Annotated in this window: 21 protein-coding genes, 1 pseudogene and 1 riboswitch; of the genes and pseudogenes, 16 read left to right on the top strand and 6 right to left on the bottom strand. The window is 43.6% G+C overall.

Annotated elements, in window-relative coordinates; genetic code table 11:
• Positions 1 to 4 precede the first annotated feature (4 nt).
• From CEF20_RS11830 to CEF20_RS11815, 4 genes are read right to left on the bottom strand one after another with little or no spacing between them, the layout of a single operon-like run.
• Positions 5 to 1,486, bottom strand: coding sequence for a Na+/H+ antiporter subunit D (locus tag CEF20_RS11830; protein WP_100332136.1), 1,482 nt, complete (start codon positions 1,484 to 1,486; stop codon positions 5 to 7).
• Positions 1,479 to 1,820 carry a Na(+)/H(+) antiporter subunit C gene (locus CEF20_RS11825; RefSeq protein WP_100332135.1) on the bottom strand — a complete coding sequence of 114 codons (342 nt, stop codon included), beginning with the start codon at positions 1,818 to 1,820 and terminating at the stop codon, positions 1,479 to 1,481. The genes CEF20_RS11830 and CEF20_RS11825 overlap by 8 nt, the downstream gene beginning before the upstream one ends.
• Positions 1,820 to 2,242 carry a Na(+)/H(+) antiporter subunit B gene (locus tag CEF20_RS11820; protein ID WP_100332134.1) on the bottom strand — a complete coding sequence of 141 codons (423 nt, stop codon included), beginning with the start codon at positions 2,240 to 2,242 and terminating at the stop codon, positions 1,820 to 1,822. The genes CEF20_RS11825 and CEF20_RS11820 overlap by 1 nt, the downstream gene beginning before the upstream one ends.
• Complete coding sequence (locus CEF20_RS11815; protein ID WP_100332133.1) at positions 2,229 to 4,649, bottom strand: Na+/H+ antiporter subunit A; 2,421 nt, start codon at positions 4,647 to 4,649, stop codon at positions 2,229 to 2,231. The genes CEF20_RS11820 and CEF20_RS11815 overlap by 14 nt, the downstream gene beginning before the upstream one ends.
• 394 nt (positions 4,650 to 5,043) lie before the next feature.
• Here CEF20_RS11815 and CEF20_RS11810 point away from each other — a divergent pair, with 394 nt between their 5' ends.
• From CEF20_RS11810 to CEF20_RS11785, 6 genes are all read left to right on the top strand, one after another.
• A complete protein-coding gene (locus CEF20_RS11810) occupies positions 5,044 to 5,601 on the top strand; it encodes a DUF5366 family protein (protein WP_100332132.1) in 558 nt (185 codons plus the stop codon).
• A 504-nt stretch (positions 5,602 to 6,105) separates the two neighbouring features.
• Complete coding sequence (locus CEF20_RS11805; RefSeq protein ID WP_100332131.1) at positions 6,106 to 8,070, top strand: sigma-54-dependent Fis family transcriptional regulator; 1,965 nt, start codon at positions 6,106 to 6,108, stop codon at positions 8,068 to 8,070.
• Positions 8,071 to 8,453: 383 nt separating this feature from the next.
• A complete protein-coding gene (gene lpdA, locus CEF20_RS11800; protein WP_100332130.1) occupies positions 8,454 to 9,800 on the top strand; it encodes a dihydrolipoyl dehydrogenase in 1,347 nt (448 codons plus the stop codon).
• Positions 9,801 to 9,827: 27 nt separating this feature from the next.
• Positions 9,828 to 10,775, top strand: coding sequence for a thiamine pyrophosphate-dependent dehydrogenase E1 component subunit alpha (locus CEF20_RS11795; RefSeq protein ID WP_198508517.1), 948 nt, complete (start codon positions 9,828 to 9,830; stop codon positions 10,773 to 10,775).
• Positions 10,776 to 10,799: 24 nt separating this feature from the next.
• On the top strand, positions 10,800 to 11,840 hold the full coding sequence (locus tag CEF20_RS11790) for an alpha-ketoacid dehydrogenase subunit beta (protein WP_100332128.1): 1,041 nt from the start codon (positions 10,800 to 10,802) through the stop codon (positions 11,838 to 11,840).
• A 29-nt stretch (positions 11,841 to 11,869) separates the two neighbouring features.
• A complete protein-coding gene (locus CEF20_RS11785; RefSeq protein ID WP_100332127.1) occupies positions 11,870 to 13,111 on the top strand; it encodes a dihydrolipoamide acetyltransferase family protein in 1,242 nt (413 codons plus the stop codon).
• A gap of 258 nt (positions 13,112 to 13,369) precedes the next feature.
• Here the strand turns inward: CEF20_RS11785 and CEF20_RS11780 are convergent, their stop codons facing one another.
• Positions 13,370 to 15,229 (bottom strand): transglycosylase domain-containing protein, encoded by a 1,860-nt coding sequence (locus tag CEF20_RS11780; protein WP_100332126.1) that lies wholly within the window; start codon positions 15,227 to 15,229, stop codon positions 13,370 to 13,372.
• A gap of 294 nt (positions 15,230 to 15,523) precedes the next feature.
• Here CEF20_RS11780 and kapD point away from each other — a divergent pair, with 294 nt between their 5' ends.
• On the top strand, positions 15,524 to 16,141 hold the full coding sequence (gene kapD / locus CEF20_RS11775) for a 3'-5' exonuclease KapD (protein ID WP_100332853.1): 618 nt from the start codon (positions 15,524 to 15,526) through the stop codon (positions 16,139 to 16,141).
• A gap of 14 nt (positions 16,142 to 16,155) precedes the next feature.
• On the opposite strand, the gene CEF20_RS11770 is transcribed toward kapD, so the two are convergent.
• Positions 16,156 to 16,548 (bottom strand): kinase-associated lipoprotein KapB, encoded by a 393-nt coding sequence (locus tag CEF20_RS11770; protein ID WP_100332125.1) that lies wholly within the window; start codon positions 16,546 to 16,548, stop codon positions 16,156 to 16,158.
• Between the two features lie 366 nt (positions 16,549 to 16,914).
• Here CEF20_RS11770 and CEF20_RS11765 point away from each other — a divergent pair, with 366 nt between their 5' ends.
• From CEF20_RS11765 to CEF20_RS17505, 9 genes and pseudogenes are all read left to right on the top strand, one after another.
• Entirely contained in the window at positions 16,915 to 17,505 is a 591-nt protein-coding gene (locus tag CEF20_RS11765) for a peptidylprolyl isomerase (RefSeq protein WP_100332124.1), read from the top strand.
• A 407-nt stretch (positions 17,506 to 17,912) separates the two neighbouring features.
• A complete protein-coding gene (locus CEF20_RS11760) occupies positions 17,913 to 18,107 on the top strand; it encodes a hypothetical protein (protein ID WP_100332852.1) in 195 nt (64 codons plus the stop codon).
• Between the two features lie 101 nt (positions 18,108 to 18,208).
• Positions 18,209 to 18,252: riboswitch (PreQ1 riboswitch) on the top strand.
• Positions 18,253 to 18,361: 109 nt separating this feature from the next.
• A complete protein-coding gene (gene queC / locus CEF20_RS11755; protein WP_100332123.1) occupies positions 18,362 to 19,021 on the top strand; it encodes a 7-cyano-7-deazaguanine synthase QueC in 660 nt (219 codons plus the stop codon).
• Entirely contained in the window at positions 19,021 to 19,458 is a 438-nt protein-coding gene (gene queD / locus CEF20_RS11750) for a 6-carboxytetrahydropterin synthase QueD (protein ID WP_100332851.1), read from the top strand. The genes queC and queD overlap by 1 nt, the downstream gene beginning before the upstream one ends.
• Positions 19,458 to 20,180 (top strand): 7-carboxy-7-deazaguanine synthase QueE, encoded by a 723-nt coding sequence (queE, locus tag CEF20_RS11745; protein ID WP_157796323.1) that lies wholly within the window; start codon positions 19,458 to 19,460, stop codon positions 20,178 to 20,180. Before queD ends, queE begins: the two co-directional genes overlap by 1 nt.
• Before the next feature lie 544 nt (positions 20,181 to 20,724).
• Complete coding sequence (locus CEF20_RS16860; RefSeq protein ID WP_198508516.1) at positions 20,725 to 20,880, top strand: hypothetical protein; 156 nt, start codon at positions 20,725 to 20,727, stop codon at positions 20,878 to 20,880.
• A 43-nt stretch (positions 20,881 to 20,923) separates the two neighbouring features.
• The gene (locus tag CEF20_RS17510) at positions 20,924 to 21,160 is read left to right on the top strand and encodes an IS3 family transposase (protein WP_408607813.1); all 237 of its coding nucleotides are present in this window, start codon (positions 20,924 to 20,926) and stop codon (positions 21,158 to 21,160) included.
• A gap of 105 nt (positions 21,161 to 21,265) precedes the next feature.
• Entirely contained in the window at positions 21,266 to 21,616 is a 351-nt protein-coding gene (locus tag CEF20_RS11735) for a transposase (protein ID WP_100332120.1), read from the top strand.
• A 680-nt stretch (positions 21,617 to 22,296) separates the two neighbouring features.
• Positions 22,297 to 22,365: pseudogene (locus CEF20_RS17505) on the top strand (helicase-related protein); the annotation flags it as partial.
• Positions 22,366 to 22,789 lie beyond the last annotated feature (424 nt).

Here is a 22,789-nt window from a genome sequence, read left to right as displayed (position 1 = left end):
GACATTACTCCTTTAACACTGCGTCAATATAGATTGCCGGATCTATAAGGGCATCAGTGGCTTGAGAAATAAGCGGAAACATTCCTTCCGCACCCACCCCGTAAAGAATGGAAACGACGACGAGAATCGCTGCAGGCATCCATAAATAGTGAACTGGCTGCTTTTCTTCCCCCGGATAATCAGCAGGCGCTTTCCAAAAGCCGTTCATAAAGATTTTGATCACTGAGTAAAGAACAAACAGGCTTGACAGCAGAACAACCAGCGATCCGATGTAAGCACCTTCGGCAAAGCCGGCTCGTACGATGAGAAACTTGCCTACAAATCCGCTGAGCGGCGGGATGCCGGCGAGTGCGAAGGCCGCGACGAGAAACGTCCAGCCAAGAAGCGGGTATTTCTTGATTAATCCGCCCATATTCCGTAAATTGCTTGTGCCAGTAATCTTGATCATAACACCAATCAGCAAGAATAGCGCGGCTTTGATGATCATGTCATGAATTAAATAAAAGATCGTTCCTTTGTAGGCTTCCTCAGTGGCTAGAGAAATGCCAAACGCTAAGACGCCGACGGCAATAATAATGTTATAAATAATAATTTTTTTGACATCCCAGTAAGCGATGGCGCCAATCACCCCAGCGATGATCGTCAGAATCGCCAGCATGTTAAGCAGCTCATGGGTAAAGGGCTGATCGTGATAAAAGAACAGCGAGTATGTCCGCAAAATGGAGTACACGCCGACTTTGGTCAGCAAGGAGCCGAATAATGCAAGGATCGGTACCGGAGGCGCCTGGTAAGAGCCGGGCATCCAGAAGTAAAGCGGAAAAATGGCCCCCTTTATGCCGAATACAATCAAAAACAGAACGGCGATCACTGTGATGATCGGCGGCTGCCCGATTTCGGCAATTCTTCTTGAGACATCCGCCATATTCAATGTGCCGACAACCGAGTACAGGAAGGCAACCGTGATGACAAAAATGGCGGAAGAAATGACATTGACTAAAATATATTTAATCGATTCGCTCAGTTGGATTTTTGTTCCGCCAATCACGATTAATAAATAAGACGCCATTAGCATTACTTCAAAGAAGACAAACAAGTTAAAAATATCACCTGTCGTAAAAGCGCCGTTTACCCCGACAAGCATAAATTGGATTGCCGGGTAATAGTAGAAGCGTTCCCTCTGCTTGCCGATGGAGCGGAATGAATAAAGAATCACACAGAACGTAATCAGCGTGGATGTAGAAACGAGCAGAACAGACAGCATATCGGATACGAGCGTAATCCCAAACGGCGCTTGCCAGCTGCTGAGATTTAATGTTTGAATGCCGTCTTCTTGCACAGTTCGCAATAGGATCATACACGCGGCGAACGTGCCCGCTGCCGATACGGCAGAGAGGATTCGCTGCGCCGTGATCCATTTGCTTAAGAAAATTAATACAATGGCGGTCAAAAGAGGAATCAGAATCGGCAATATTAAAAGATTAGTCATTGGCTTTCGTACCTCTCATCTCGTCCATATTGTCGGTGCCCAGCTCCTGATAAGCCCGGTAAGCGAGCACCAGAAAAAAAGCGGTGACGCCGAAGCTGATGACGATAGCCGTTAAGATCAGCGCCTGCGGCAGCGGATCGACATACGCTTTCGCGTGCTGCCCCAAAAGCGGCGCTGCCCCGCTTTTCAGTCCGCCCATCGTAAGGATCAATAGATGGGCGCCATGGCTTAAAAGCCCCGTGCCGATAATGATGCGCAGCAAGCTTTTAGACAGCATCAAATACACGGCGCTTGCCAGCAGCAATCCAGCTACAATAGACATTAATATCTCCATTATTCACTCTCTCCTATCGTTTGAATAATGGTCATGGTCACACCGATGACAGTTAAATACACGCCCGTATCGAACAGGACCGCTGTATGCAGGGAAGTCTTTCCAAGCAGCGGCAAGTCGAAATAACCGAAAGCATGCGTTAAAAACGGAACATTGAATAATAGAGCGCCTGCGGCTGTACCGGCTGCAAAGAACAGGCCGATGGCGATCAATATTTTATAATCGATCGGAAAGCCTTTAGACACCGTTTCAATGTCGTAGGCGAGAAGCAGGAGAACAATCGCTCCTGACGTCATCAGCCCGCCTACGAAGCCTCCGCCGGGATGATAATGCCCGGTGAAGAATAAGTGGATGGAAAAGAGGATGATAATAAAGAACACTACTTTACTGGCGGTTTGTAAAATCACATCATTCGTTTTCATCCGATTTTCCCCCTTTCTTTTCCAACCGAAGCTTGATCATTCCATAAATGCCGAGAGCGGCAATGCCCAGTACGCAAACTTCAAATAATGTATCAAATCCGCGGAAGTCAACGAGAATGACATTGACCATGTTTTCTCCGCCCGCTTTATCATACGTATTTTCCACGTAATACTTAGAAATTGATTCAAACATTTTATTGCTGTGAGCGGAAATAGCTATAAGAACGACGACGATTCCAACGCCGGCAGACACCAATAAATTTCCTAATCTGAAGCTCATTCGCTCCTCGTGGCGGCTGAGCTGAGGCAAATGATAGAAACAAAGCAGGAACAGGGCCACAGATACTGTTTCTATCACTAATTGTGTCAGCGCCAAGTCCGGAGCCCGGAAAATGACGAAAAATAAAGATACGGCCGAACCGACGGCCCCTAAAGCGATGATGGAAGTCAATCGCGATTTTGCGGAAAGAATCGTTACAAGACTGGCAGCAATCACCAGCACAAGGACCACTTCATACACGCCGATCGGTGCCAGCTGATCAGTTTTAAAGGTAAATGCTTGTTGGTTCCACATTGTAAAGCCGAGGATGCCGATAAAAAAGGCGAAAATATAGACGAGATACGTGCGGATAAATCCGGTCATATAGGATTTCGTCAGTGTATAGGAACCCCGCTCGGCCGAATAAAGCCCCGTGTCATACAGCGCATTTAATGTGACCTTTCCAGGGAATAGCTGATAAACTTTACTCCATTTATTCAGCGTCACATACATAGCCGTTCCGAGAGCCACCACGCCGATGGTCATAAACAGCTCGGGCTTAAAGCCGTGCCAATGCGAAATGTGAACAGGCACCTGTTCGCCGGGACCGATCAGAGAAGGGATCACCGCTGCAACCGCCGGCTGAATGAGGCTGTAGGACAATAGATTTGGGAAAATGCCGAATAATACAACGAGCGCCGCTAAAATCATTGGCGAAACCAGCATGCCGAAGGGCGCTTCATGCGGTGTTCTCGGTAATTTTTCCGGCTGAAGCTTTCCGGTGAAGGTCTTGAATACAATCATCATACTGTAAATGAACGTAAACACACTTCCTACCCAGGCGAGAACCGGAAAGAGCATGCCCCATGTTTGCAAGTTGAAAATATCCACATTCAGTAATTGAATCATGCCCGTAAAGAACATCTCTTTACTTAAAAAGCCATTAAACGGCGGCAATCCAGCCATCGAGAACGCTCCGATAACGGCGATGGTGAACGTCACAGGCATCAGCCCCAATAAGCCGCCTAGCTTGCGGATATCGCGCGTGCCTGTTTCATGATCGACAATCCCGACGACCATAAATAAGCTGCCTTTGAACGTGGCATGGTTGATCAAATGAAAAACGGCAGCAATCGTAGCCGCGGTGTAGATGTTATCCTTCAAGGAATCATAATGAAGAGCCGCAGCTCCCGCTCCAAGAAGCGACATAATTAAACCGAGCTGACTCACGGTTGAGAAGGCAAGAATCCCTTTTAAGTCGGTTTGCTTGACGGCGTTAAAAGATCCCCAGAACAACGTGAAAATGCCGATTCCGCCTACAAGCCAGAACCAGTATTCGGAAAAAGCAAAAATCGGGCTTAAGCGAGCGACTAAATAAATTCCTGCTTTGACCATTGTGGCCGAGTGTAAATAAGCGCTGACAGGAGTAGGCGCTTCCATCGCATCGGGTAGCCAGATGTAAAAAGGAAACTGCGCCGATTTCGTAAAGGCTCCCAGCAATACGAGCACCATGGCGAACAGGAACAGCGGATGATCATTTAATTCTCCCGCTTGAGCAACTAGTTCACGAATGCTGAATGTCTCCCCCATAATGGAAAGCAGCAAGAATCCGCCCAGCATGGAAAGGCCGCCGAACACAGTGATGAGCATCGATTTCAGCGCGCCATAACGGGAACGTTCGCGATCATACCAGTAAGCGATCAATAAGAACGAAGAGATCGATGTCAATTCCCAGAACATGTACAAGGTGATCAGATTGTCCGACAAAACGACACCAAGCATGGCTCCCATGAACATAAGCAGATAAACATAGAAATTATGCAGGTTTTCCCTTTCTTTCGACAAATAAAAGACCGAATAAAGCACCACAAGCGCGCCGATTCCGGTAATCAGCAGGGCAAACAGAATGCCCAGCCCGTCCACATAAGCAGTAAACTTAATGCCGAGTGATGGAATCCAGTTCATCGATTCCTGTATGGCTTCGTTTTTGCGAGTGACTGGGAGCCATTGCAGAAAGTAGGTAAATAGCAAGATAGGCAAGGCAAGCACAAACCAGCCTGTATGTATGCTTCGAAGTCCTTTATAAAGAAAAGGAACAAGAATAGCCATTAAAAAAGGAGAAATGATGGCTACATGCAATAAAGACAAAATAATCCCCCCTTATGGTTTGATAAAAATGTTGCAAATTAAAATACCCCCGATAAACGGAAGGCCGCCTTCAATGAATATACATTCCTGTTTAAATGTTCATCCTGGTCGTTCCCTCATACGTGAATCAAACCTCCAAAAGCATTATAACGTAAAAAATAACTTCATGCATTCTAGAGGAGTGAAAGAGGCTGAAAAGTCGATTAATAATAATAAATATGAAGAAACGTGGTAAAATAACCAATAAAAAAATTTTTTTCAGACATGAGGGAGTGGGTCAAAACTGCCAAAAACTGTGTGCGGCTTCCAGTAAATATTAAAAAAGCACTTGTCTTTGCTTCCTTAGTCTTGCATAATAAAATTGGATTGAAATGGACAGGAGCGGAAAATCTATATGAAAAATACTTACCTGACAGGCTATTTGCCTGTCGTCTCGATGCTATTATTCAGCTTATCCTTATCGATGTTCACCCAGAAAATCATGATCAGTCTCTTTAAAAAAGTGAGCCTATATAACGGAATGCTGGAAATCTTTACGGAGACAGAAGTGAAATTGACGATCATTCTAGCATTAATGCTATTATTCTTTATGATTTTATCGACCTTAAAGGTGATCGCTGATACAGTGAACCAATTGTCCCTTTTATTTTTTTCAAAGGATACGACAGGAGAACTGCTACTGAAAACGAGAAGCAGCTCCATTATTTTCTTTATTGGAGGATTGCTTTCCTTAATTAGCTTCTCTTCCCTTTATGGAATCTTACTTATATTTCTTGTGACAGCTGTTAGTTATTTTATTTATTCTGTGTATAGAATGGCCGCAAATTTATCCACGGCTAATTTAATCGGAATGATCTCTTTTCAAGTAGCGGTTTGGGCTTTTTTCTCCACGATGTTTGCCCTAGCAGGATTAAAGGTTTATAACAGCCTGCTTGGAAACTTGCCTTTATAACAAATGCTTATTCCGCAGCTAGATTAATAGATAAGCTCTTTTTTCGTAAAGTCATTTGCGGGAAGAGGGCTTTTTTTTGCGGAATAAGTAACCGCACATTCTTTGGCACGGAGAAAAACCTTATTCGTTGAAAATATTAAAAATGAACAAGATAGACGATAAAAGAATTCAAATGCACCCCTTCTGTCAATGAAAAGGAAATCTGCAATGGGAAAATTGAATATATAGCACATAAAATAAAGAAAATTTAAGCAGGATCTGGGCGCATATTTATTCAGGATCAAGAGCAGATAGAACGGATACATCTAATTTATTGTGTTAGTTGTACCCTGTAAGATGATTTTATTATGAATCTTATAATGGAAGAGCTTGATCCCTTCTACCCAAAAGTTTTGGGCAAATAGACGTTGTTCTGAACGAATTGCAAAGTGGGCGTGTGCTATACTATTTTTAGCGCACCTAGATCTTGGACACGAAAATGTGAACGGAGAGGGAGGCAGAAAGGTGAATCTAATTGTCAAAAAAGTGATCGATGAATCTCAGCAGTTTAACCTTTCTACAAAATCGGCTTGGATGTACTATTTGGAAAGGGGACAACTTACAGAAGATAGGATTCGTTCAGAAATCCTCAATTCATGGGCACATTCCAAAGAACTCGGTGTTAACCCTTATCAGCAGCAAATTAGCGAAATGATCGATCCAAACGAACTGATGAAACGCCGTGAACAAAACGAACAATTGTTAACGCTTGCATCACCTAAAATAGCAAGTTTATATAATTTTTTACAAGAATCAAAAACGGTGCTCTCGTTAACCGATCAGTATGGGACAATCATTCAAACGAAAGGCGAACCGGGAACAATTAAGCGAGCTGAGACACTGAATATATATGATGGCGGTACGTGGAGTGAACAATCTGCAGGAACGAATGCTGTTGGGGTGACGTTAAAAACGAAACGTCCTGTACAAGTGTTTTTTTCAGAGCATTTTTGTGAAAAAAATCATCAGTGGTATTGCGTGGCTGCCCCCATTTTAGCCCCGTTTACGAATGAATTGGTAGGCATTGTCAATATTTCAGGCGACAACCCGAATATGCATCGCCACACGCTCGGTCTTATCATTGCCGAAGCAAACAATACTGCGAATACTGTGTTGCGCAGTTTTTTTCATCAGGCTGTCAAAGAACATTTATTTTTACAAATGGCGTTGGAACAAGTGGGCGAAGCGGTTTGGATCGTGGATGGAACAAATAATATCGTCAATCGCAATCGAGTGGCAAAAGAGCACATAATCTTCAGTTCTATACAGACAATTGAAGAGCTTGAACCGCTAGCTCACTTATTGTCAATTGTTAAAAAAGAACGGCGTATGTTAAAAGAAGAAGTAATGGTGATTAAACAGCGAAAAAAGCTGATTTGTTCCATTCATCCAGTCGAAGTGCAAGGACGATACATGGGGGCAGTCCTCTTTTTAAAAGAGCAGGGGCATCTTCCATCACCAGCAAGAGCAGAGAGAAAAATGCCTGCCTCCTCTACCCGTTATACATTTCAACAAATGATTGGTGAGTCGCAAGCTATGAAAAGAACGATCAGCTTAGCGAAAAAAGCGGCTAGCATAGATGTACCCCTCTTTTTAACTGGTGAAACGGGCACAGGGAAGGAATTGTTCGCCCAATCCATTCATGCGGCAAGTACTCGTTGCCGCGGACCTTTTGTGGCGATAAATTGTGGAGCCATTCCGCCAAGTCTAGTTGAAAGTGAGCTATTCGGATATGAGGCAGGAGCCTTTACAGGGGCTAAGTCGAAAGGTCAAGCCGGAAAATTTGAATTAGCACAAAATGGCACTATTTTTTTAGATGAAATTGCTGAGTTGCCATTGACCGCTCAAGTTCAATTATTGCGTGTGCTAGAAGAACGGGTTGTGACAAGAATCGGCGGTAATCAGCCGATTCCATTAGATATCCGGGTTATTGCAGCGACGCATAAAAATTTACATCAAGCGGTGCAGGAAGGCATGTTTCGGGCCGATTTATATTACCGGCTGCGTGTCATTGAACTGGCCATTCCCCCTTTAAGAGAGCGGGCTTCTGACATTCCGATATTCATTCGGAAATGGATGCAACACATGAGTGCTTCGTTTGGAAAACAACAAGTTCATATCTCACCGGAAGCCATGCAAGCGCTGACTGCTTATTCATGGCCAGGCAATGTGCGAGAGCTAAAAAATGTGATGCAGCAAACCCTTTTTCAGATGGAAGGAGACCACTTAACGCTTATTGATTTGCCTGCAGTTGTTCAAAAAGCATTATCTCCTGAACAAGAAAGAGAAGAAGCGCAATTAATTGAAGCTTTAAAAAGCACCAATGGAAATATTACTAAAGCAGCGGACTTATTACAAATATCACGTGCCACGATGTATCGGAAAATAAAAAAATTCTCCATAACAGAAGAAGATTGGCTTCAGCCATAAATAGAAAACCGTACGTGTAACTGTGCTAACAATCAATAGGAGCGTTTCACTGATAGAAGTTTTACTTAATCTGAAAGTGCTGGGAAACAGTATTTTCGGATTTTTTTGTTTACTTTGTGAGCTCTTTCAAATGTACATTCGGAGGTTGAGTCAAGTGAGACGATTTTTGTCTCATTGAAACAGAATAAGTTGCGTTGAGCATTTTCCGAATCGTGTCGAAAAAGGCATAAAGTTGCCTTTTGGAAAGAGTTGCATAAAATGGCACGGTTTTTGCATTAATTGATTGTGAAAGGATGAAGCGCTTTCGTCTCATCTTTTCCAACAAATTATGCTAAAAATCAGCAAATGAAAAAAGAACAGAGTGAAAAAGGTGGTGAAGGTGTATGAAAACGTATGATCTCATCGTTATTGGAGCTGGTCCCGGCGGTTATGTAGCCGCCATTCGAGCAGCTCAATTAGGTCAAAAAGTTGCCTTGATCGAAAAAGATCAAGTCGGCGGTACTTGTTTAAATGTCGGTTGTATCCCGTCTAAAACGTTATTAAAGCATAGTGCAGTTGTTGAAGAAATTGAACGGGCCAATGCGTGGGGCATTCGAACAGGCCAAGTAGATATTGATTTTTCTGCACTGATGAAACGGAAAGATGCGGTCGTCCAAACATTAATAAGCGGTGTGCAGCATCTATTGAAGAAGAACGGTATTACGCTTTACAGAGGAACGGCGAGAGTCCAAAAAAATCGTGTCGTTACAATTGGAGAAGAACAGATTAAAACACGGCATCTTCTGTTAGCAACAGGAAGCCGTCCATTCATCCCGCCTATTAAAGGATTGGAGCAAGTCCAATATTTAACGACAGATACGTTTTTTCAGCTCACGCAATTGCCGAAATCCTTAGCCATAATTGGGGGCGGTGTCATTGCGGTTGAACTGGCGTTTGCCATGGCACCCCTTGGCACAAAAGTAACATTGATTGAAGTGGCATCGGATCTTTTGTTAACAGAAGACCCTGATGCGAGAAAAATCATTAGAAAGGAATTAAAGAAACGAAAAGTAGATATTATCACGCAGGCACAAATCGTGGAAGTGAAACAAGGACATGTCGTGTTGGAAAACAACGAGATACCATTCGATCAATTATTAGTCGCAGCTGGCCGGCAACCGAATCTTGAACTGGCAGAAGCTCTGCGACTACAGAAGGATGGAAAGTATGTCGCGGTGAATGAACGCTATGAAACGAGCGAGCCGCAAGTATATGCAGTAGGAGACTTAATTGGTGGCTTTCAATTAGCCCATGCAGCGAGTGCAGAAGCGTTAGTCGCCGTACATGCTATGCATGGAGAAGCTGTTAAACCGCTTGAGCAAACAGCGATTCCTCGCTGTGTGTATACGCATCCTGAAATCGCTTCCTTCGGATACAGCGAACAAGAAGCACGGGAAGCGGGATATGACATAACCGTTTCCAATGTTCCTCTTAGTGGCAATGGCAAGGCGATTGCAATGGGTGACACGGCGGGATTTGTCAAAATCATTTCAAATCAGCAATATGGGGAGATTCTTGGTGCGGTCATTGTTGGTGTTGGTGCAACGGAACTGATCGGTCAAGTGCTAGCATTAAAGCATGCGGAAGGCACGGTGGAAGAACTTGCTGCAGTCATTCAAGCACATCCAACCGTTTCAGAAGCCATTGGAGAAAGTGCGAATGCAACTTTTCAGCGAGCGATTCATCTATAACCAGCAATCAATGAGGAGGAAATTAGTATGGACCAACAAACAGCATTATGGGCTTATAAAACAATGAATGAAATTCGCTTTTTTGAAGAAGCCGTTCATCGAATTTTTAGTCAAGGGCTCATCCCGGGTTTCGTACATTTATATGCAGGAGAAGAAGCGGTAGCGACAGGAGTCATGGCGCTGCTTGATGATAATGATTATATTACGAGTACGCATCGCGGACACGGCCATGCCATCGCAAAAGGATGCGATTTAAATGGCATGATGGCAGAAATCATGGGTAAAAAAGATGGACTTGGCGGCGGTAAAGGCGGCTCCATGCACGTTGCAGATATCGATAAAGGGATGTTAGGAGCGAATGGCATCGTCGCAGGAGGGTTCGGTCTGGCAGCAGGCGCAGCATTAACGATTCAAACGCTGGGCAAAGATCAAGTGGCTGTTTGTTTCTTCGGAGACGGTGCTTCCAATGAAGGATTGTTCCATGAAGTGTTAAATATGGCGTCTATTTTATCCCTGCCTGTCCTCTTTGTTTGTGAAAATAACCAATTTGGTGAAGCGACGCCGTTTCGTTATGCTAGTGCGTCCGAAACGGTGGCTGAACGGGCAGCCGCTTACAATATGCCGGGAGTGCGTGTTGACGGGATGGATTTAATAGCGGTCTATAAAGCAGCACAAGAAGCAATTGAACGAGCGAAAGCCGGACAAGGCCCGACGTTAATTGAATGTGATACGTACCGTCACTACGGCCATTTTGAAGGAGACGAGCAAAAATATAAAACAATCGACGATCCGAACCGAGACCGTGATCCAATTCCTGAGTTCCGCCAGTTAGCAATTGAAAAGGGGTGGATGACGGAAGAAGATGCAAATGAAATTGAAAAACAAGCGGAAAAAGCGATTGAAGAAGCAATTGCTTTTGGTGAAGCAAGCCCATTACCGGATGAATCATCATTATACGAAGACATTTTTGCTTAAGAAAAGAGAAAAGGAGGTCGTACAATGACAGAACGAAAAGTAACTTTTATGATGGCTATTACAGAAGCGATGGCACAGGCGATGCGCCGGGATGAAAATGTCATCCTGATCGGAACAGATGTAGCTGGCGGTGCAGAAGTAGATCATTTAGTACATGATGATGGACGTTATGATGATGCATTTGGCGGTGTATTTGGTTTAAGTAAAGGATTGGTTACAGAGTTTGGAAGAAAACGCGTCATTGATACACCGATTGCAGAACATGGTTACTTTAGCATTGCAGTGGGTGCTGCTGCGACAGGATTGCGTCCGATCGCAGAATTAATGTTCAATGATTTTATCGGCTTTGCACTGGATCCGATCTTAAACCAAGGAGCGAAAATGCGTTATATGTTCGGAGGAAAGGCAAAAATCCCACTCACTGTAAGGACAGTACACGGTGCAGGAGCAGGAGCAGCTGCCCAGCACTCCCAAACACTGTATGGCATGTTCGGTTCGATTCCTGGTGTGAAAGTCGTCGTGCCGTCGAATCCATATGATGCAAAAGGATTGATGCTAGCGGCGATTGAAGAGGATAACGTCGTTGTCTTTTCAGAAGACAAAATGCTTTATGGCCTGAAAGGGGAAGTGCCTGAGGGCTATTATACAGTTGAAATTGGGAAAGCGAATGTCCGGCGTGAAGGAACAGATTTAACGATTGTAGCGATTGGAAAAATGGTTCAAGTGGCGGAAGAAGTTGCAGAGCGTTTAGCGAAAATTCATATTTCTGCTGAAGTGATTGATTTAAGAACAGTAGCACCATGGGATGAAGAAACCGTATTGGCATCTGTTAAGAAAACGGGGCGTCTCATCGTTATTGACGAATCAAATCCGCATAACAATACGGCGACCGACATTGCTTCTGTCGTAGCAGACCAAGCGTTTGACTATTTAGACGGTCCAATTAAAACGGTTTGTGCGCCCAATACACCTGTTCCTTTTGCAGCAAATTTAGAAAGAGCGTATATTCCAGATGCTGACAAAGTATGGCGTGTCGCTGAAGAATTGATTACAGATTTAAAATAAATCATCGATTGAGCAGGAGGTGACTAACAATGAGTGAAACCATTATCATGCCGAAATTAGGAATGACGATGACAGAAGGAAGCGTGACGGAATGGTATAAAGAAGTGGGGGAAGCAGTTGAAAAAGGAGAGTCTGTTTTAGCGATTAGTTCGGAAAAATTAAACCAAGATATTGAAGCGCCTATTTCAGGTGTCTTGTTAAAAAAATACGCGGAGGCAGGGGAAGAATTAGAAATTGGGGCTCCCTTGGCCGTTATTGGACAAAAAGAAGAAGACGTTCCCGCCTCCATTAGTGAAATAAGTAATCAAAGTGATCAGCAGGACGATACGGGAGCAGACCAAGAAGAGATGTCTGAAGAACAAGCTTCCGAAAAGGCTTCTCCCAAACCGACAAGTAAACGCGTCTTTATCACGCCATTAGCAAGAAAAATGGTGCAGCGAGAACAGTTAGATATAACCAAAATAACTGGTACAGGAGGCAATGGCCGGATTACAAAACGTGATGTGCTAAGAGCGCTAGAAGAAGGAGCGGCTCAACAGACAGAGCCGCAAGTTGCTCAACCAGTGACAGCCGCTGACAAAATTGGAGAGGGATTATCTCCAATGCGCAAAGCCATTGCACGGAACATGCGTGAAAGTTTAGCGCAAACAGCTCAATTGACCCTTCATCGCAAAGTATGTGCAGACGATTTAATCAACTTTCAAAAGACATTGCGGCAAGAACTTGCAACAAACGAAGTAGATGTGAAATTGACATTAACAGTATTACTTGCACGTGCAGCGGTTCTCGCTTTACGAGAGATGAAGCAGATGAATGCTCATTATGTCAATGGTCAGTTAACGGAATATGATGAAGTGCATTTAGGAATTGCGACAGCACTTCCAGATGGGCTTGTCGTTCCTGTCATTCATAATGCTCATCAAAAGACAATTGGCGATTTAGCAAGAACGATGGCAGAAGTGACAAATAAAGCGCGCAGCGGACAAGCCGGCAGCGATATTTTGTCCGGCTCTACTTTTACGATTTCGAATCTTGGAGCGAGTGACATTGAATATTTCACTCCGATTTTAAATAAACCTGAAACAGGTATTTTAGGAATTGGTTCTTTCCAAGAAGAACTATCACTAGCTCAAGACGGCACGGTGAAAAAAGTGAACAAAATACCATTAAGTTTAACGTTTGATCATCAAATTTTGGATGGTGCAGCGGCTGCACAATTCTTAAGGATATTAGCAAAATATATTGAGTCTCCCTATTTGCTAATTTTATAAGGAACGAAAGCTAACCATCGCTCAAGCTTCAAATGAAGTGACGGGCGATGGTTGCTGTTTCACAAAGTAAAACTGCAATTAGTGATCATTGGAATTACAGGATTAACTTGTTGCTAACTATTTTAATAAGAATAGTACACATAATAAAACCGAACTATTACGAAGCTCTAAATTAGAGTTCTAAATAATAGTTCGGTTTTGTATTAGCTGAAAACCTTTTATCCAAGCCTCAAGCTTTTTGAAGGCTAAGCGAAAAGTCTATTGCATAATCCGGCGCCAAATGAGCAGCTGCGGTCCGTATCTTTCCAGGTGGCTGACGTTGCCTTTTTGATCTTTTCCAACCCAGACGCTCGCTGTGTACTGATCAGTTAAGCCGGCAAACCAGAGGTCGCGCACTTCCTGGCTTGTTCCTGTTTTTCCGCCGGCATAAGCGGTGCCGGGATTGGCTTTTTTTCCTGTTCCGGAGCGAATGACGGCAGATAGCATTGTGCGCATCGTGTTGGTGGTGGATGGCGACCAAATTCTTTTGCTTTCATCCTTCCACTCATAGAGCACTTTGCCTTGGCGATCTGTGACTTTTTGAATCGCTCGAGGCTTGACATATTTGCCGTTAATAAAGGAAGTGTAGGCGCCTGTCATTTCCAATGTTGACACTCCTACGTCAAAGCTTCCAAGGGCTCGAGAATGTTCAGATGGCAGCACGTCATTTGCTGTTAGTCTAGCAAAATCAAACTTCTTTAAATATGAAAAGGCTGTTTCTGGTCCAGCTTTCATAAATACTCGCAGCGCTGATGTGTTATAAGAGTTTGCCAGCGCCTTTTGCAGCGTGACCATGCCATATTCCCTGCCGCCGTAGTTTTGCGGACAATAGTCAGGGCGCGAGCAATATTTGTCAGCGCTTATCATACTGTTTGGACCCGCCCCGGTTGTTTCAACATAAGGGCCAAAATCCAATAGCGGCTTAATGGTGGAACCCGGATGACGGTAGGCTTGGAAACTGCGGTTAAACTCCGTTTTATCGAAGTCCTTTCCGCCCGATAAGGCGACAATTTCCCTCGTGTTATTTTTTACCACGGCGGCTGCTCCTTCGGCCGAACTGTATCCGAGTACGGAACTCACTGCACTTGTTGTTTTATTTTGCATCGCCGGGTCGAGCGCTGTATGGACGGTTACGCCAGATGACAGGACTTTCTCTACACGGGCATTGAGCTTATGATCGATTTGGATTTTCTGTTCTCCGCTGGCCTTTCTCATCTGCTCTGCAAATCCATCTGAATGAGCGATCAAGTCTTTCAATTCCGCTTCCACATAAGTGGAATAGTTTTCGAATTTGTCTATGCGGTCCCTTACGTTTAGCTTAATCGGTTCTTTTTTGATGGCTTCCGCTTCTTGGGCAGTGACTATTTTTTCCCTTGCCATGATATCAATAAGCCGCTCCTGCCGCTTCTTCGCATTTTCAAAATTGCGGGTAGGATCATAGAGATTGGGATTGTTCGGAATAGTGGCTATGAAAGCCATTTCCGCTTTTGACAGCTTATTCACTGGCTTTTGGAAATAAAACCGGGCTGCCGCTTCCACGCCATATACATTGTTATTGAAATAGATGGTGTTTAAGTACAAATTCAAAATTTCATCCTTAGACAGCCTTTTTTCCAATTGATAGGCATATAGCACCTCAGACAGTTTGCGGACAAGGGTGCGCTCGTGAGATAAGTAAATATTGCGGGCCAGCTGCTGTGTGATCGTGCTCGCTCCCTGTTCAATCTTATCGGATTTTGCGTTAGCCAATACGGCGCGCATCACAGCTGCCGCGTCCACGCCAGAATGCTCATAGAAATGCTTATCTTCCGATTGGAGAAAGACTTCTTTTAGAAATGGGGGGATCTGCTTGCCATCGACTACAATACGATAGGGCTTTTGAATCTCTAAATAAGGCTGCCCGTTGCGATCCACAATCTTGCTTGCCTGGGGAAGCTGGACGTCTTGAATAATGATCTTCTCTTCCACTACCTCGTCAAAGCTCCTAACTTTATGTGCTTCTTCATTAGCGAAGTAAAATAAAAGCACAGCTACAGGAAGGAATAAAACTACTAACATATAACCAAAAACCGTTCTCATTCCCTAAACCGCCTTCTCCATTCTAATTTGTGTTTTTTGTATAGTGGATAAGTAAAAATAATCCTTCACTCATCATAAAGGAAAGCGGGACATTAATAAAGAGGGGAACCCCATAAAGGAAGGAAATTTTAAGAAACTCACAAATGGCTTATCAATGAGCTGTCGCTTTGAACGATGAGCTTTCCAGTGAAAGCGCTTCACTAAATCCCGTTTTTTAACTAGGGAATAAATGTCTAAATTTTTTGTAAATATATGCTATAATAATAAAAAGTGTTATTTGATTGGGGAGGGAGTATAGTGAAACGAAGGTTGATATTTATTGATTTTGAGTTTTCTATGGCGGATGCTCATATGGATTATGCCGGTTTTTATCCAGAAATTATTGAAGCGGGCATCGTGGTAGCAGAGCAAGGAGCCATAGTAGAAACTTATTCTTCCTATATTACACCGCGTGCATTTCCAAAGCTCACCGATCGCTGCAAGCGTTTTCTTAAAATCACGCAAGCGCAAGTGGATGATGGGCAGCCTTTAGCGGGCTTGGTCACGCTGCTCTCAGGATTAAATCAATCAGAGCAAGATCAAATTATTACATGGGGCAACATGGATATGAAAGTGCTGAGGAGAAATTGCGAGAAAGCCCAGCTGACGTTTCCTTTGAAAGGGATGTTTGTGGACTTATCGATGGAATATAAAAAATTCTTTGGTGACAGAAATCAAACGGGGCTGTGGGATGCGGTTGAAGAATACGGAAAAGAAGGGACAGGCCGGCATCACCGGGCGCTCGATGATGCGCTGACGACCTATCATATTTATAATCTTGTTGAAAAGGACAAGAAATACATGGAGAAATCCGAGCCGCCGAAGATTGGCGACCTTGTGGATTTTTCCAAGCTCTTTGACCAAATGGCTTAAGCGCTGAACATCGCTTACTTCCAGCGGGAACCGTACATGAGCTCGTATTCTCTTTGCACGGATTCCAGCGCTGCCATGCTTTTGCGGGCAAACGGGGTGTCTTTCTGCTGCAATTTGCTTTTCAGTTTGTCAGCAGCATCTCTCAGCGTTTCGAAGTAATCGGGGATTTCTCCTCTGAAAGGCTGAACGGTTTTAGCCGGAATATTGGCCTGCTCGCAAAAAGCCAGCGCCTTTCTTTCGTGGAAAAACGGCACGTTCGCTTCGTTGGGATGGTGCAGGTCCCCTTGAGCCGGATGGCGCAGGACGGCCAGTATTTTGACAGTGTAATGCTCAGGATGGATCGCGGTGATTTCTCCGATATATTTCCCTGATTTATAAAAAGCTGTAACGATATCACCAGTAGTCATAATGATGCCTCCTTTTTTCTTAACTGTATCAAAAAGAAAGCGAGAAGGAAATAAAGTGAACCTTCAAACAGCGAGGGCTCCTTCCTTCCAAGCTGCTGAAAAGAAGAACAAAGGCTATCATCTTTACCTCCATCGTGCAGGCCCGGACGAATCGGGGATATAGGGGCTGAAGTATTCCAAGTAAACTTTTGTTCCTCTATGGGATAAAGCGGGAATTGTACGTCATCTTAAATAGCGGGAGATGCTTTTTCAAAGGAAATAAGTTAAAGTAAGAAAAGCGGAAAGAGAAGGGACGCTCGCCGCTGCCGGAGCTTTCTTTTCAAGGGAAAGATCATACATAATCATAATCAAGAAGGAGAGCGAAAAATGAATTATCCTCAATTGACCACAGAAGTGAAGAACAACGAAAAAGTCGTTGTCATGCAAACAACTATGGGAGAGATCAAGATCAAACTTTTCCCTGAGCATGCGCCGAAGGCAGTAGAAAACTTCATTACTCACAGCAAAAACGGTTATTATGATGGCTTGATTTTTCACCGGGTCATTAAAGACTTTATGATCCAAGGCGGAGATCCTCAAGGAACAGGCATGGGGGGAGAAAGCATTTACGGCGAGCCGTTTGAAGATGAGTTCTCCCGCGAGCTTTTTAACTTCCGCGGGGCGTTATCCATGGCGAACGCCGGGCCGAACACAAATGGAAGCCAATTCTTTATTGTGCAGAACAGCCAGATGGACCCAGGCTTTAAAGAGCAGATGGAACAGGCGGGCTATCCGCAAGAAGTAACTGATTTCTACATGGAAAATGGCGGCACACCGTGGCTGGATTTCCGTCATACCGTCTTTGGCCACGTCATTGAAGGCTTAGAGATTGTCGATGCCATCGCTAATGCGCCAACAGGTGCGCAAGATAAGCCGCAGGAAGATATCAAGATTGAAACCATTACGGTACAGGAATAAAGCAGAAGCATTGTTGCCAAAACAGCCGCCTTGGCGGCTGTTTTCATTTTAATGATCTGTCAAAAAAGACTTATTCCGGCCATTAAGCAGCCGAATGGAACACCTAAGAATGTTGACTGAACAGCATGCTTGAGTTTTAGCTTCTGTACTTTTCGGGCAGCCTTCATTTCATTTGGTTGGTTTTAGATTGGAAACGGGTTATACTAGAAAAAGAGACAGAAAACCCCTTTCATTCGCAGCTTAAAGGCTTTGTCCATGACAGCAGGAGATTGTATCTTTGTCCAGTAATCCCCATCTTTAGCTGTTGCTGTGCCGGAAACCAACAGCTGAATGAGGGATGAATGGCTGCTAGCTATCTATGGATGATGAATCTGTTTGATGATCAGCTTTGGAAAGGAGATTCAATGATGCTGCCTGCACTGGTTCTAAACATGCTCTATTTATATTTTCCAGAAGATAAATCCGAATATATCCCTGCGGCGATTTCAATGTTTATTTTTATGACAGCGGCTGTTCTGTTCTTTTTATTTATAAGAAAAATTTCTAAAAAGGAAGCGGAAAAAGCAAAAGAGCTAGAAGGCAAGTATAAGATAGATGAATGATGCGGAAGGTTAACAGTTCGCTGCTAACCTTTTTTAGTGTTTTCAATTCGGCAATTATGGTATAGTGTACAAGAACTAAAGAAAGAAAATCTGCGGTTAACGCAGGAGAGGTTCGCGAACTCCCTCTATAAAAAACTAAGAGAAAAACCAGTCTAGCATCAGACGGTTTTTTTCTGTTGTCTAATAAAACGGACAATTTCTTTAGAGCTACAGTTCATGAATCTTTTTCTTTCAAGAAGAAAGGAAGAGGAATAATGAAAAAAGAAAAAGCAGTGGTTGTGTTTAGCGGAGGGCAGGACAGTACGACTTGTTTGTTTTGGGCGAAACAGCGCTTCGGCGAAGTGATCGCCGTGACGTTTGATTACGGTCAGCGCCACCAGCTGGAGCTGCAATGCGCGGCTGAGATTGCCAAGGATTTAGGTGTTGCGCACCATGTGTTAGATATGTCGCTTCTCAATCAGCTAGCGCCGAATGCGCTGACGCGGACGGACATAGAAATTACCGAGAAAGACGGAGAGCTGCCATCGACATTTGTAGAAGGGCGCAACTTGCTGTTTTTATCGTTTGCGGCTGTGCTTGCTAAGCAGCACGGGGCAAGGCACCTGATTACTGGAGTCTGTGAAACAGATTTCAGCGGATATCCGGACTGCCGCGATGTGTTTATTAAATCCTTAAATGTGACATTAAACTTATCCATGGATTATACCTTTGTGATTCATACGCCGCTGATGTGGCTGGATAAAGCAGAAACGTGGGAGCTGTCTGACCAGCTTGGTGCGTTTGATTATGTCCGTGAGCGCACATTGACTTGCTATAACGGCATTAAAGGAAGCGGCTGCGGCGAATGTCCGGCCTGCAAGCTCCGCCAGCGGGGACTTGATCAATATTTGGCTAAGAAGGAGGCACAAAAATGATGATGCAGCAAATATATCCGGCGCCTCCCCATTCTTATCGCTATGAATTGAACAAGGATTTCCAATTTGCGGCGGCTCATTATGTGCCCCATGAAGACGCCGGAGCTTGCCGCCGCTTGCATGGACATACGTATTATGTCAATGTAACGGTCGTCGGCAATGAATTGAATGAATTGGGCTTTTTAGTGAACTTTCAGCATATAAAAAATTTGATTCATAAGCGCTTTGATCATACTGTGCTCAATCATGATTCGTTATTTAACGAAGAAGATCCTGATCGGTTTCCGACAACAGAGGTTGTCGCCAAGACAATGTGGGAAATTATGCAGGAGCAGTTAGATCAGCTTGAAAACAAGCCGCGCTGTATACAAATCTTTTTGCGGGAGACGCCAACAAGCTATGTCGTGTACCGGCCGCGGGAGGATGATTTTCAATGATCCGCAAGATTCCTGTACTCGAAATATTTGGACCGACCATTCAAGGAGAAGGGATGGTCGCCGGGCGCAAGACGATGTTTGTTCGGACTGCCGGCTGCGATTACAGCTGTGCGTGGTGCGATTCAGCTTTTACTTGGGACGGTTCTGCCAAGGAAGAGATTCGTCTGCTGTCTGCTGAAGACATTTGGGAAGAACTGTTCAAAATAGGCGGAGAAACGTTTGACCATGTGACCATCTCGGGGGGGAATCCGGCGCTGCTTCCGCAGTTGGCCGCATTGGTTGACAAGCTGCGGCAAGAAGGAATCAAGATTGCGCTTGAGACACAGGGAAGCCGCTGGCAAGACTGGTTTGATCGCATCGATGAATTGACGATATCCCCAAAACCGCCGAGCTCCGGTATGGAAACGGACCTGAATAAGCTTACAGACATTGTGCAGCGCTTGGAAGAGAGCGGCCGGGAGTTCAGCTTGAAAGTGGTTGTGTTTAATAAGGAGGATCTTATCTTTGCCAAAAAGGTGCATCAGCTCTATCCGAATGCCGCCTTTTTCTTGCAAACGGGAAATGACCGTCTTGAGGAAATGGATGGCTCGGTGCTTTTGCCCCATCTTGTGGAAAAGTACAACTGGCTGATTGAACAAACCATGCCAGATAAAGACTGGAGAAATGTCCGCATTCTCCCTCAGCTTCATACCTTTGTATGGGGAAACAAAAAGGGGGTGTAAGGGCATCGTTTGAATATTTGAATTCAAAACGAAAAATCCGGTTCAGTGTCAAATGTAGAGGGGAGTGATTATCACTTCCCTCTTATTCAATAGACGAACCCCATCTTTCATACTTCTATGCGAACGGGATCTTCGTTCGAAAACGCAAAAAGCTTTTAAAGTTACATGCGTTTCTTTTTGTCCTCTAAGCTTATCAACATCATGTAGCCATTACTATCTTTTTTTACAGTTGCTTTACCTTCTGAGGAAGAGTCAGCTGTTTATTGCGTCTCTGTCTCTTATTTTTGGAAAGCACGCTGTCTTGGCATCTTGACACGCTTTGATTGAACTTGATGTGCTTCGCCAGTGTTGCACGTGTTACGGTTTTACCTTGTACTTTTGACTATGATCTTGGATTCATACGTTCTACCACAGATTGTTTTCGTCGTGAAATTGTGTGTTGGCATCACGGTCGCGTTTTGTCGGATTTGCCACGAGAATACGATATTTCTGGTGCAAGACTAAAAAGGAGACACAGATTGTTATCATAAATAGATTATCTAAAATGGAAACGATAAAGTGTATTCGTGAAAACCAAAAGTCCATTGCTCAAGTAGCTTGGGAAGTTGGCGTGAACGCCAATGCCTTTACATGGCTGGGGCAAAAAGTATGGTCAACAGCCAGAAAAAGGCGTTATTCCTCACTCAAACCGAGATATTAAATACGCCTCGCGGAAGTATCGGAAACTATTAAAACCGTACAAAATGATAAGCAGCATGAGCCGCAAAGGGAACGGTTACGATCCTACTTGTATTGAGTCCTTTCACGGTATTCTTAAGCGTGAGCTAGTTTATCAAACGAAGTTTAAAACGAGAGAGGAGGTGAAGAAATCGCTGTTTGAGTACATTGAGTTCTTTTACAATTCCAAACGAATGCGCGGTAGAAAATTCTGTGTCTATTTTCTTGACGTAGTATCAATAATCCTAGACGGTTATTGGTAAGAGATATTAGGGAACTTAGAAGAGTCTATGATGACATACCGAATTCTGCTTTAAAAGAACTTATTGAACTAAACAAAAAAATGTATCCAGAAATGAGGAAATAAAATGAATGATATTTTTGTTAAATCACTTTATGAGTCTATCATTAAAGAGAACCTTCAAATATACAAAGACTTGTATGGAACAACGAATGTTACTTCTAAGACAGATGATTATTGGAAAAAAGCTATTGATTTTTACGATAGTTTAACTGACGAAAATAAAGATACATTAATGAAGATAATTGAACAAACTATGATTGATACTATTTCAAACATGCTAGGAGTAATTGATGGAAGTTCGACTTTAAAAGATTGTTCATTAGAACCTAAATTACTTCTCGATTCTATTGATACGGAAGGAGAACTGCAAGATTCGTTTTTGGAATTCATAGAAGAAAGAGATAGTAACAGCTAATTGGATTTTTTATTATAGAGGTTTTCATAAAGAGCGCAGTTAAGATATATAAATAGTTTGAATGAATTCGATTACCTTGATTTGCTAAATGTCTTTCAAGGTTTTTTATTTGATTCATCATCACTTTTTGTGAAATAACGCAAAAAAGGAAAACATTCAAGACTTTCTGGCAATAATGTTAGTTACCGAAACAAGGCTCATCACCGTAACTTGGCGTTGACTATAAAAATCTGAATAATTTGACTTGAATCACTATAAAAAAGCAAAAACTCCCCTATCGTAATTTTTGACTAGTTAAAACATGATAGGAGTTTTCGCTTCTTCCTCTAAGTTTATCAAAATGATGTTCTGGTTACCAACTTTTTACAATTGCTTTGCCTTCTGAGGAAGAACCAACTATTTTTCGTTTCTCTGCCCCAGCGCAATGTATTTTATGTCCGATTTGTTTTGGGAAAACACATCGTCATGACACGAAAACTCGCCGTTTTCGTCACGGTTATGCTTGGCATCTTGGTACGCTTTGGATTGAACTTGCCGTGCCTCACCAGCGTGGCATGTGTTGTGGATTTACTTTTACTTATGACTATGGGCTTGGATTGGTTCGTTCTTCCACGGAATCCTTTTGGTATAATGTGCCAAATAAAACGCATATCCGCGATTGCAAGCTTTATTTGCGGGCAGCGACAGATGTTGCAGCTCGTGGATTGGATGTGGAAGGAGTGACGCACGTATTTAACCACGATATCCCCTAAGATGTCGAAAGCTACGTTCACCGTATCGGGTGAACTGGACGAGCAAGGGGAAGACGGAGCGGCCGATCGTTGACCATCGAGCCAAACGTCCTTTTAGTAAAAGAAATAACCATAGAAGATGAGTAAAACCAGCCTGTGGACTGGTTTTTATTTAAGTGTGCTTTGCGTGGGTGCAATTTTTAGGGGGAGAGTCCTGATCCTCGAAGACAGTAGTAAGGGTTAGCTGATGACAAGAGTGTCTGTGGTGACCCGGAATCTGAAGGAAATCGGTGGCAAATCTCTGCCCCAAGGAACACGAACTACATAGAAGGCTGGCTGTCATGAAGTGAGTTTGCCGAGTAAAACAAAGCGCTTACTGTCAAAGGTGACAGTGGGGACATGGAGAGAAAGAGTGCATTTTTACCCAGAGAGATCTGATGAA

The organism is Bacillus xiapuensis, from assembly GCF_002797355.1.
Taxonomy (GTDB): domain Bacteria; phylum Bacillota; class Bacilli; order Bacillales; family Domibacillaceae; genus Bacillus_CE; species Bacillus_CE xiapuensis.
The sequence above is the reverse complement of the archived record's forward strand: the minus strand, read 5'-3'. Positions and strand labels throughout refer to the sequence as shown.

Coding starts and splice junctions, on each gene's coding strand:
- CEF20_RS11830 (WP_100332136.1), bottom strand. CDS start 1,486: ATGACTAATCTTTTAATATTGCCGATTCTGATTCCTCTTTTGACCGCC.
- CEF20_RS11825 (WP_100332135.1), bottom strand. CDS start 1,820: ATGGAGATATTAATGTCTATTGTAGCTGGATTGCTGCTGGCAAGCGCC.
- CEF20_RS11820 (WP_100332134.1), bottom strand. CDS start 2,242: ATGAAAACGAATGATGTGATTTTACAAACCGCCAGTAAAGTAGTGTTC.
- CEF20_RS11810 (WP_100332132.1), top strand. CDS start 5,044: ATGAAAAATACTTACCTGACAGGCTATTTGCCTGTCGTCTCGATGCTA.
- lpdA (WP_100332130.1), top strand. CDS start 8,454: ATGAAAACGTATGATCTCATCGTTATTGGAGCTGGTCCCGGCGGTTAT.
- CEF20_RS11795 (WP_198508517.1), top strand. CDS start 9,828: ATGGACCAACAAACAGCATTATGGGCTTATAAAACAATGAATGAAATT.
- CEF20_RS11790 (WP_100332128.1), top strand. CDS start 10,800: ATGACAGAACGAAAAGTAACTTTTATGATGGCTATTACAGAAGCGATG.
- CEF20_RS11785 (WP_100332127.1), top strand. CDS start 11,870: ATGAGTGAAACCATTATCATGCCGAAATTAGGAATGACGATGACAGAA.
- CEF20_RS11780 (WP_100332126.1), bottom strand. CDS start 15,229: ATGAGAACGGTTTTTGGTTATATGTTAGTAGTTTTATTCCTTCCTGTA.
- CEF20_RS11770 (WP_100332125.1), bottom strand. CDS start 16,548: ATGACTACTGGTGATATCGTTACAGCTTTTTATAAATCAGGGAAATAT.
- CEF20_RS11765 (WP_100332124.1), top strand. CDS start 16,915: ATGAATTATCCTCAATTGACCACAGAAGTGAAGAACAACGAAAAAGTC.
- CEF20_RS11760 (WP_100332852.1), top strand. CDS start 17,913: ATGCTGCCTGCACTGGTTCTAAACATGCTCTATTTATATTTTCCAGAA.
- queC (WP_100332123.1), top strand. CDS start 18,362: ATGAAAAAAGAAAAAGCAGTGGTTGTGTTTAGCGGAGGGCAGGACAGT.
- queD (WP_100332851.1), top strand. CDS start 19,021: ATGATGCAGCAAATATATCCGGCGCCTCCCCATTCTTATCGCTATGAA.
- CEF20_RS16860 (WP_198508516.1), top strand. CDS start 20,725: ATGGAAACGATAAAGTGTATTCGTGAAAACCAAAAGTCCATTGCTCAA.
- CEF20_RS17510 (WP_408607813.1), top strand. CDS start 20,924: ATGATAAGCAGCATGAGCCGCAAAGGGAACGGTTACGATCCTACTTGT.
- CEF20_RS11735 (WP_100332120.1), top strand. CDS start 21,266: ATGAATGATATTTTTGTTAAATCACTTTATGAGTCTATCATTAAAGAG.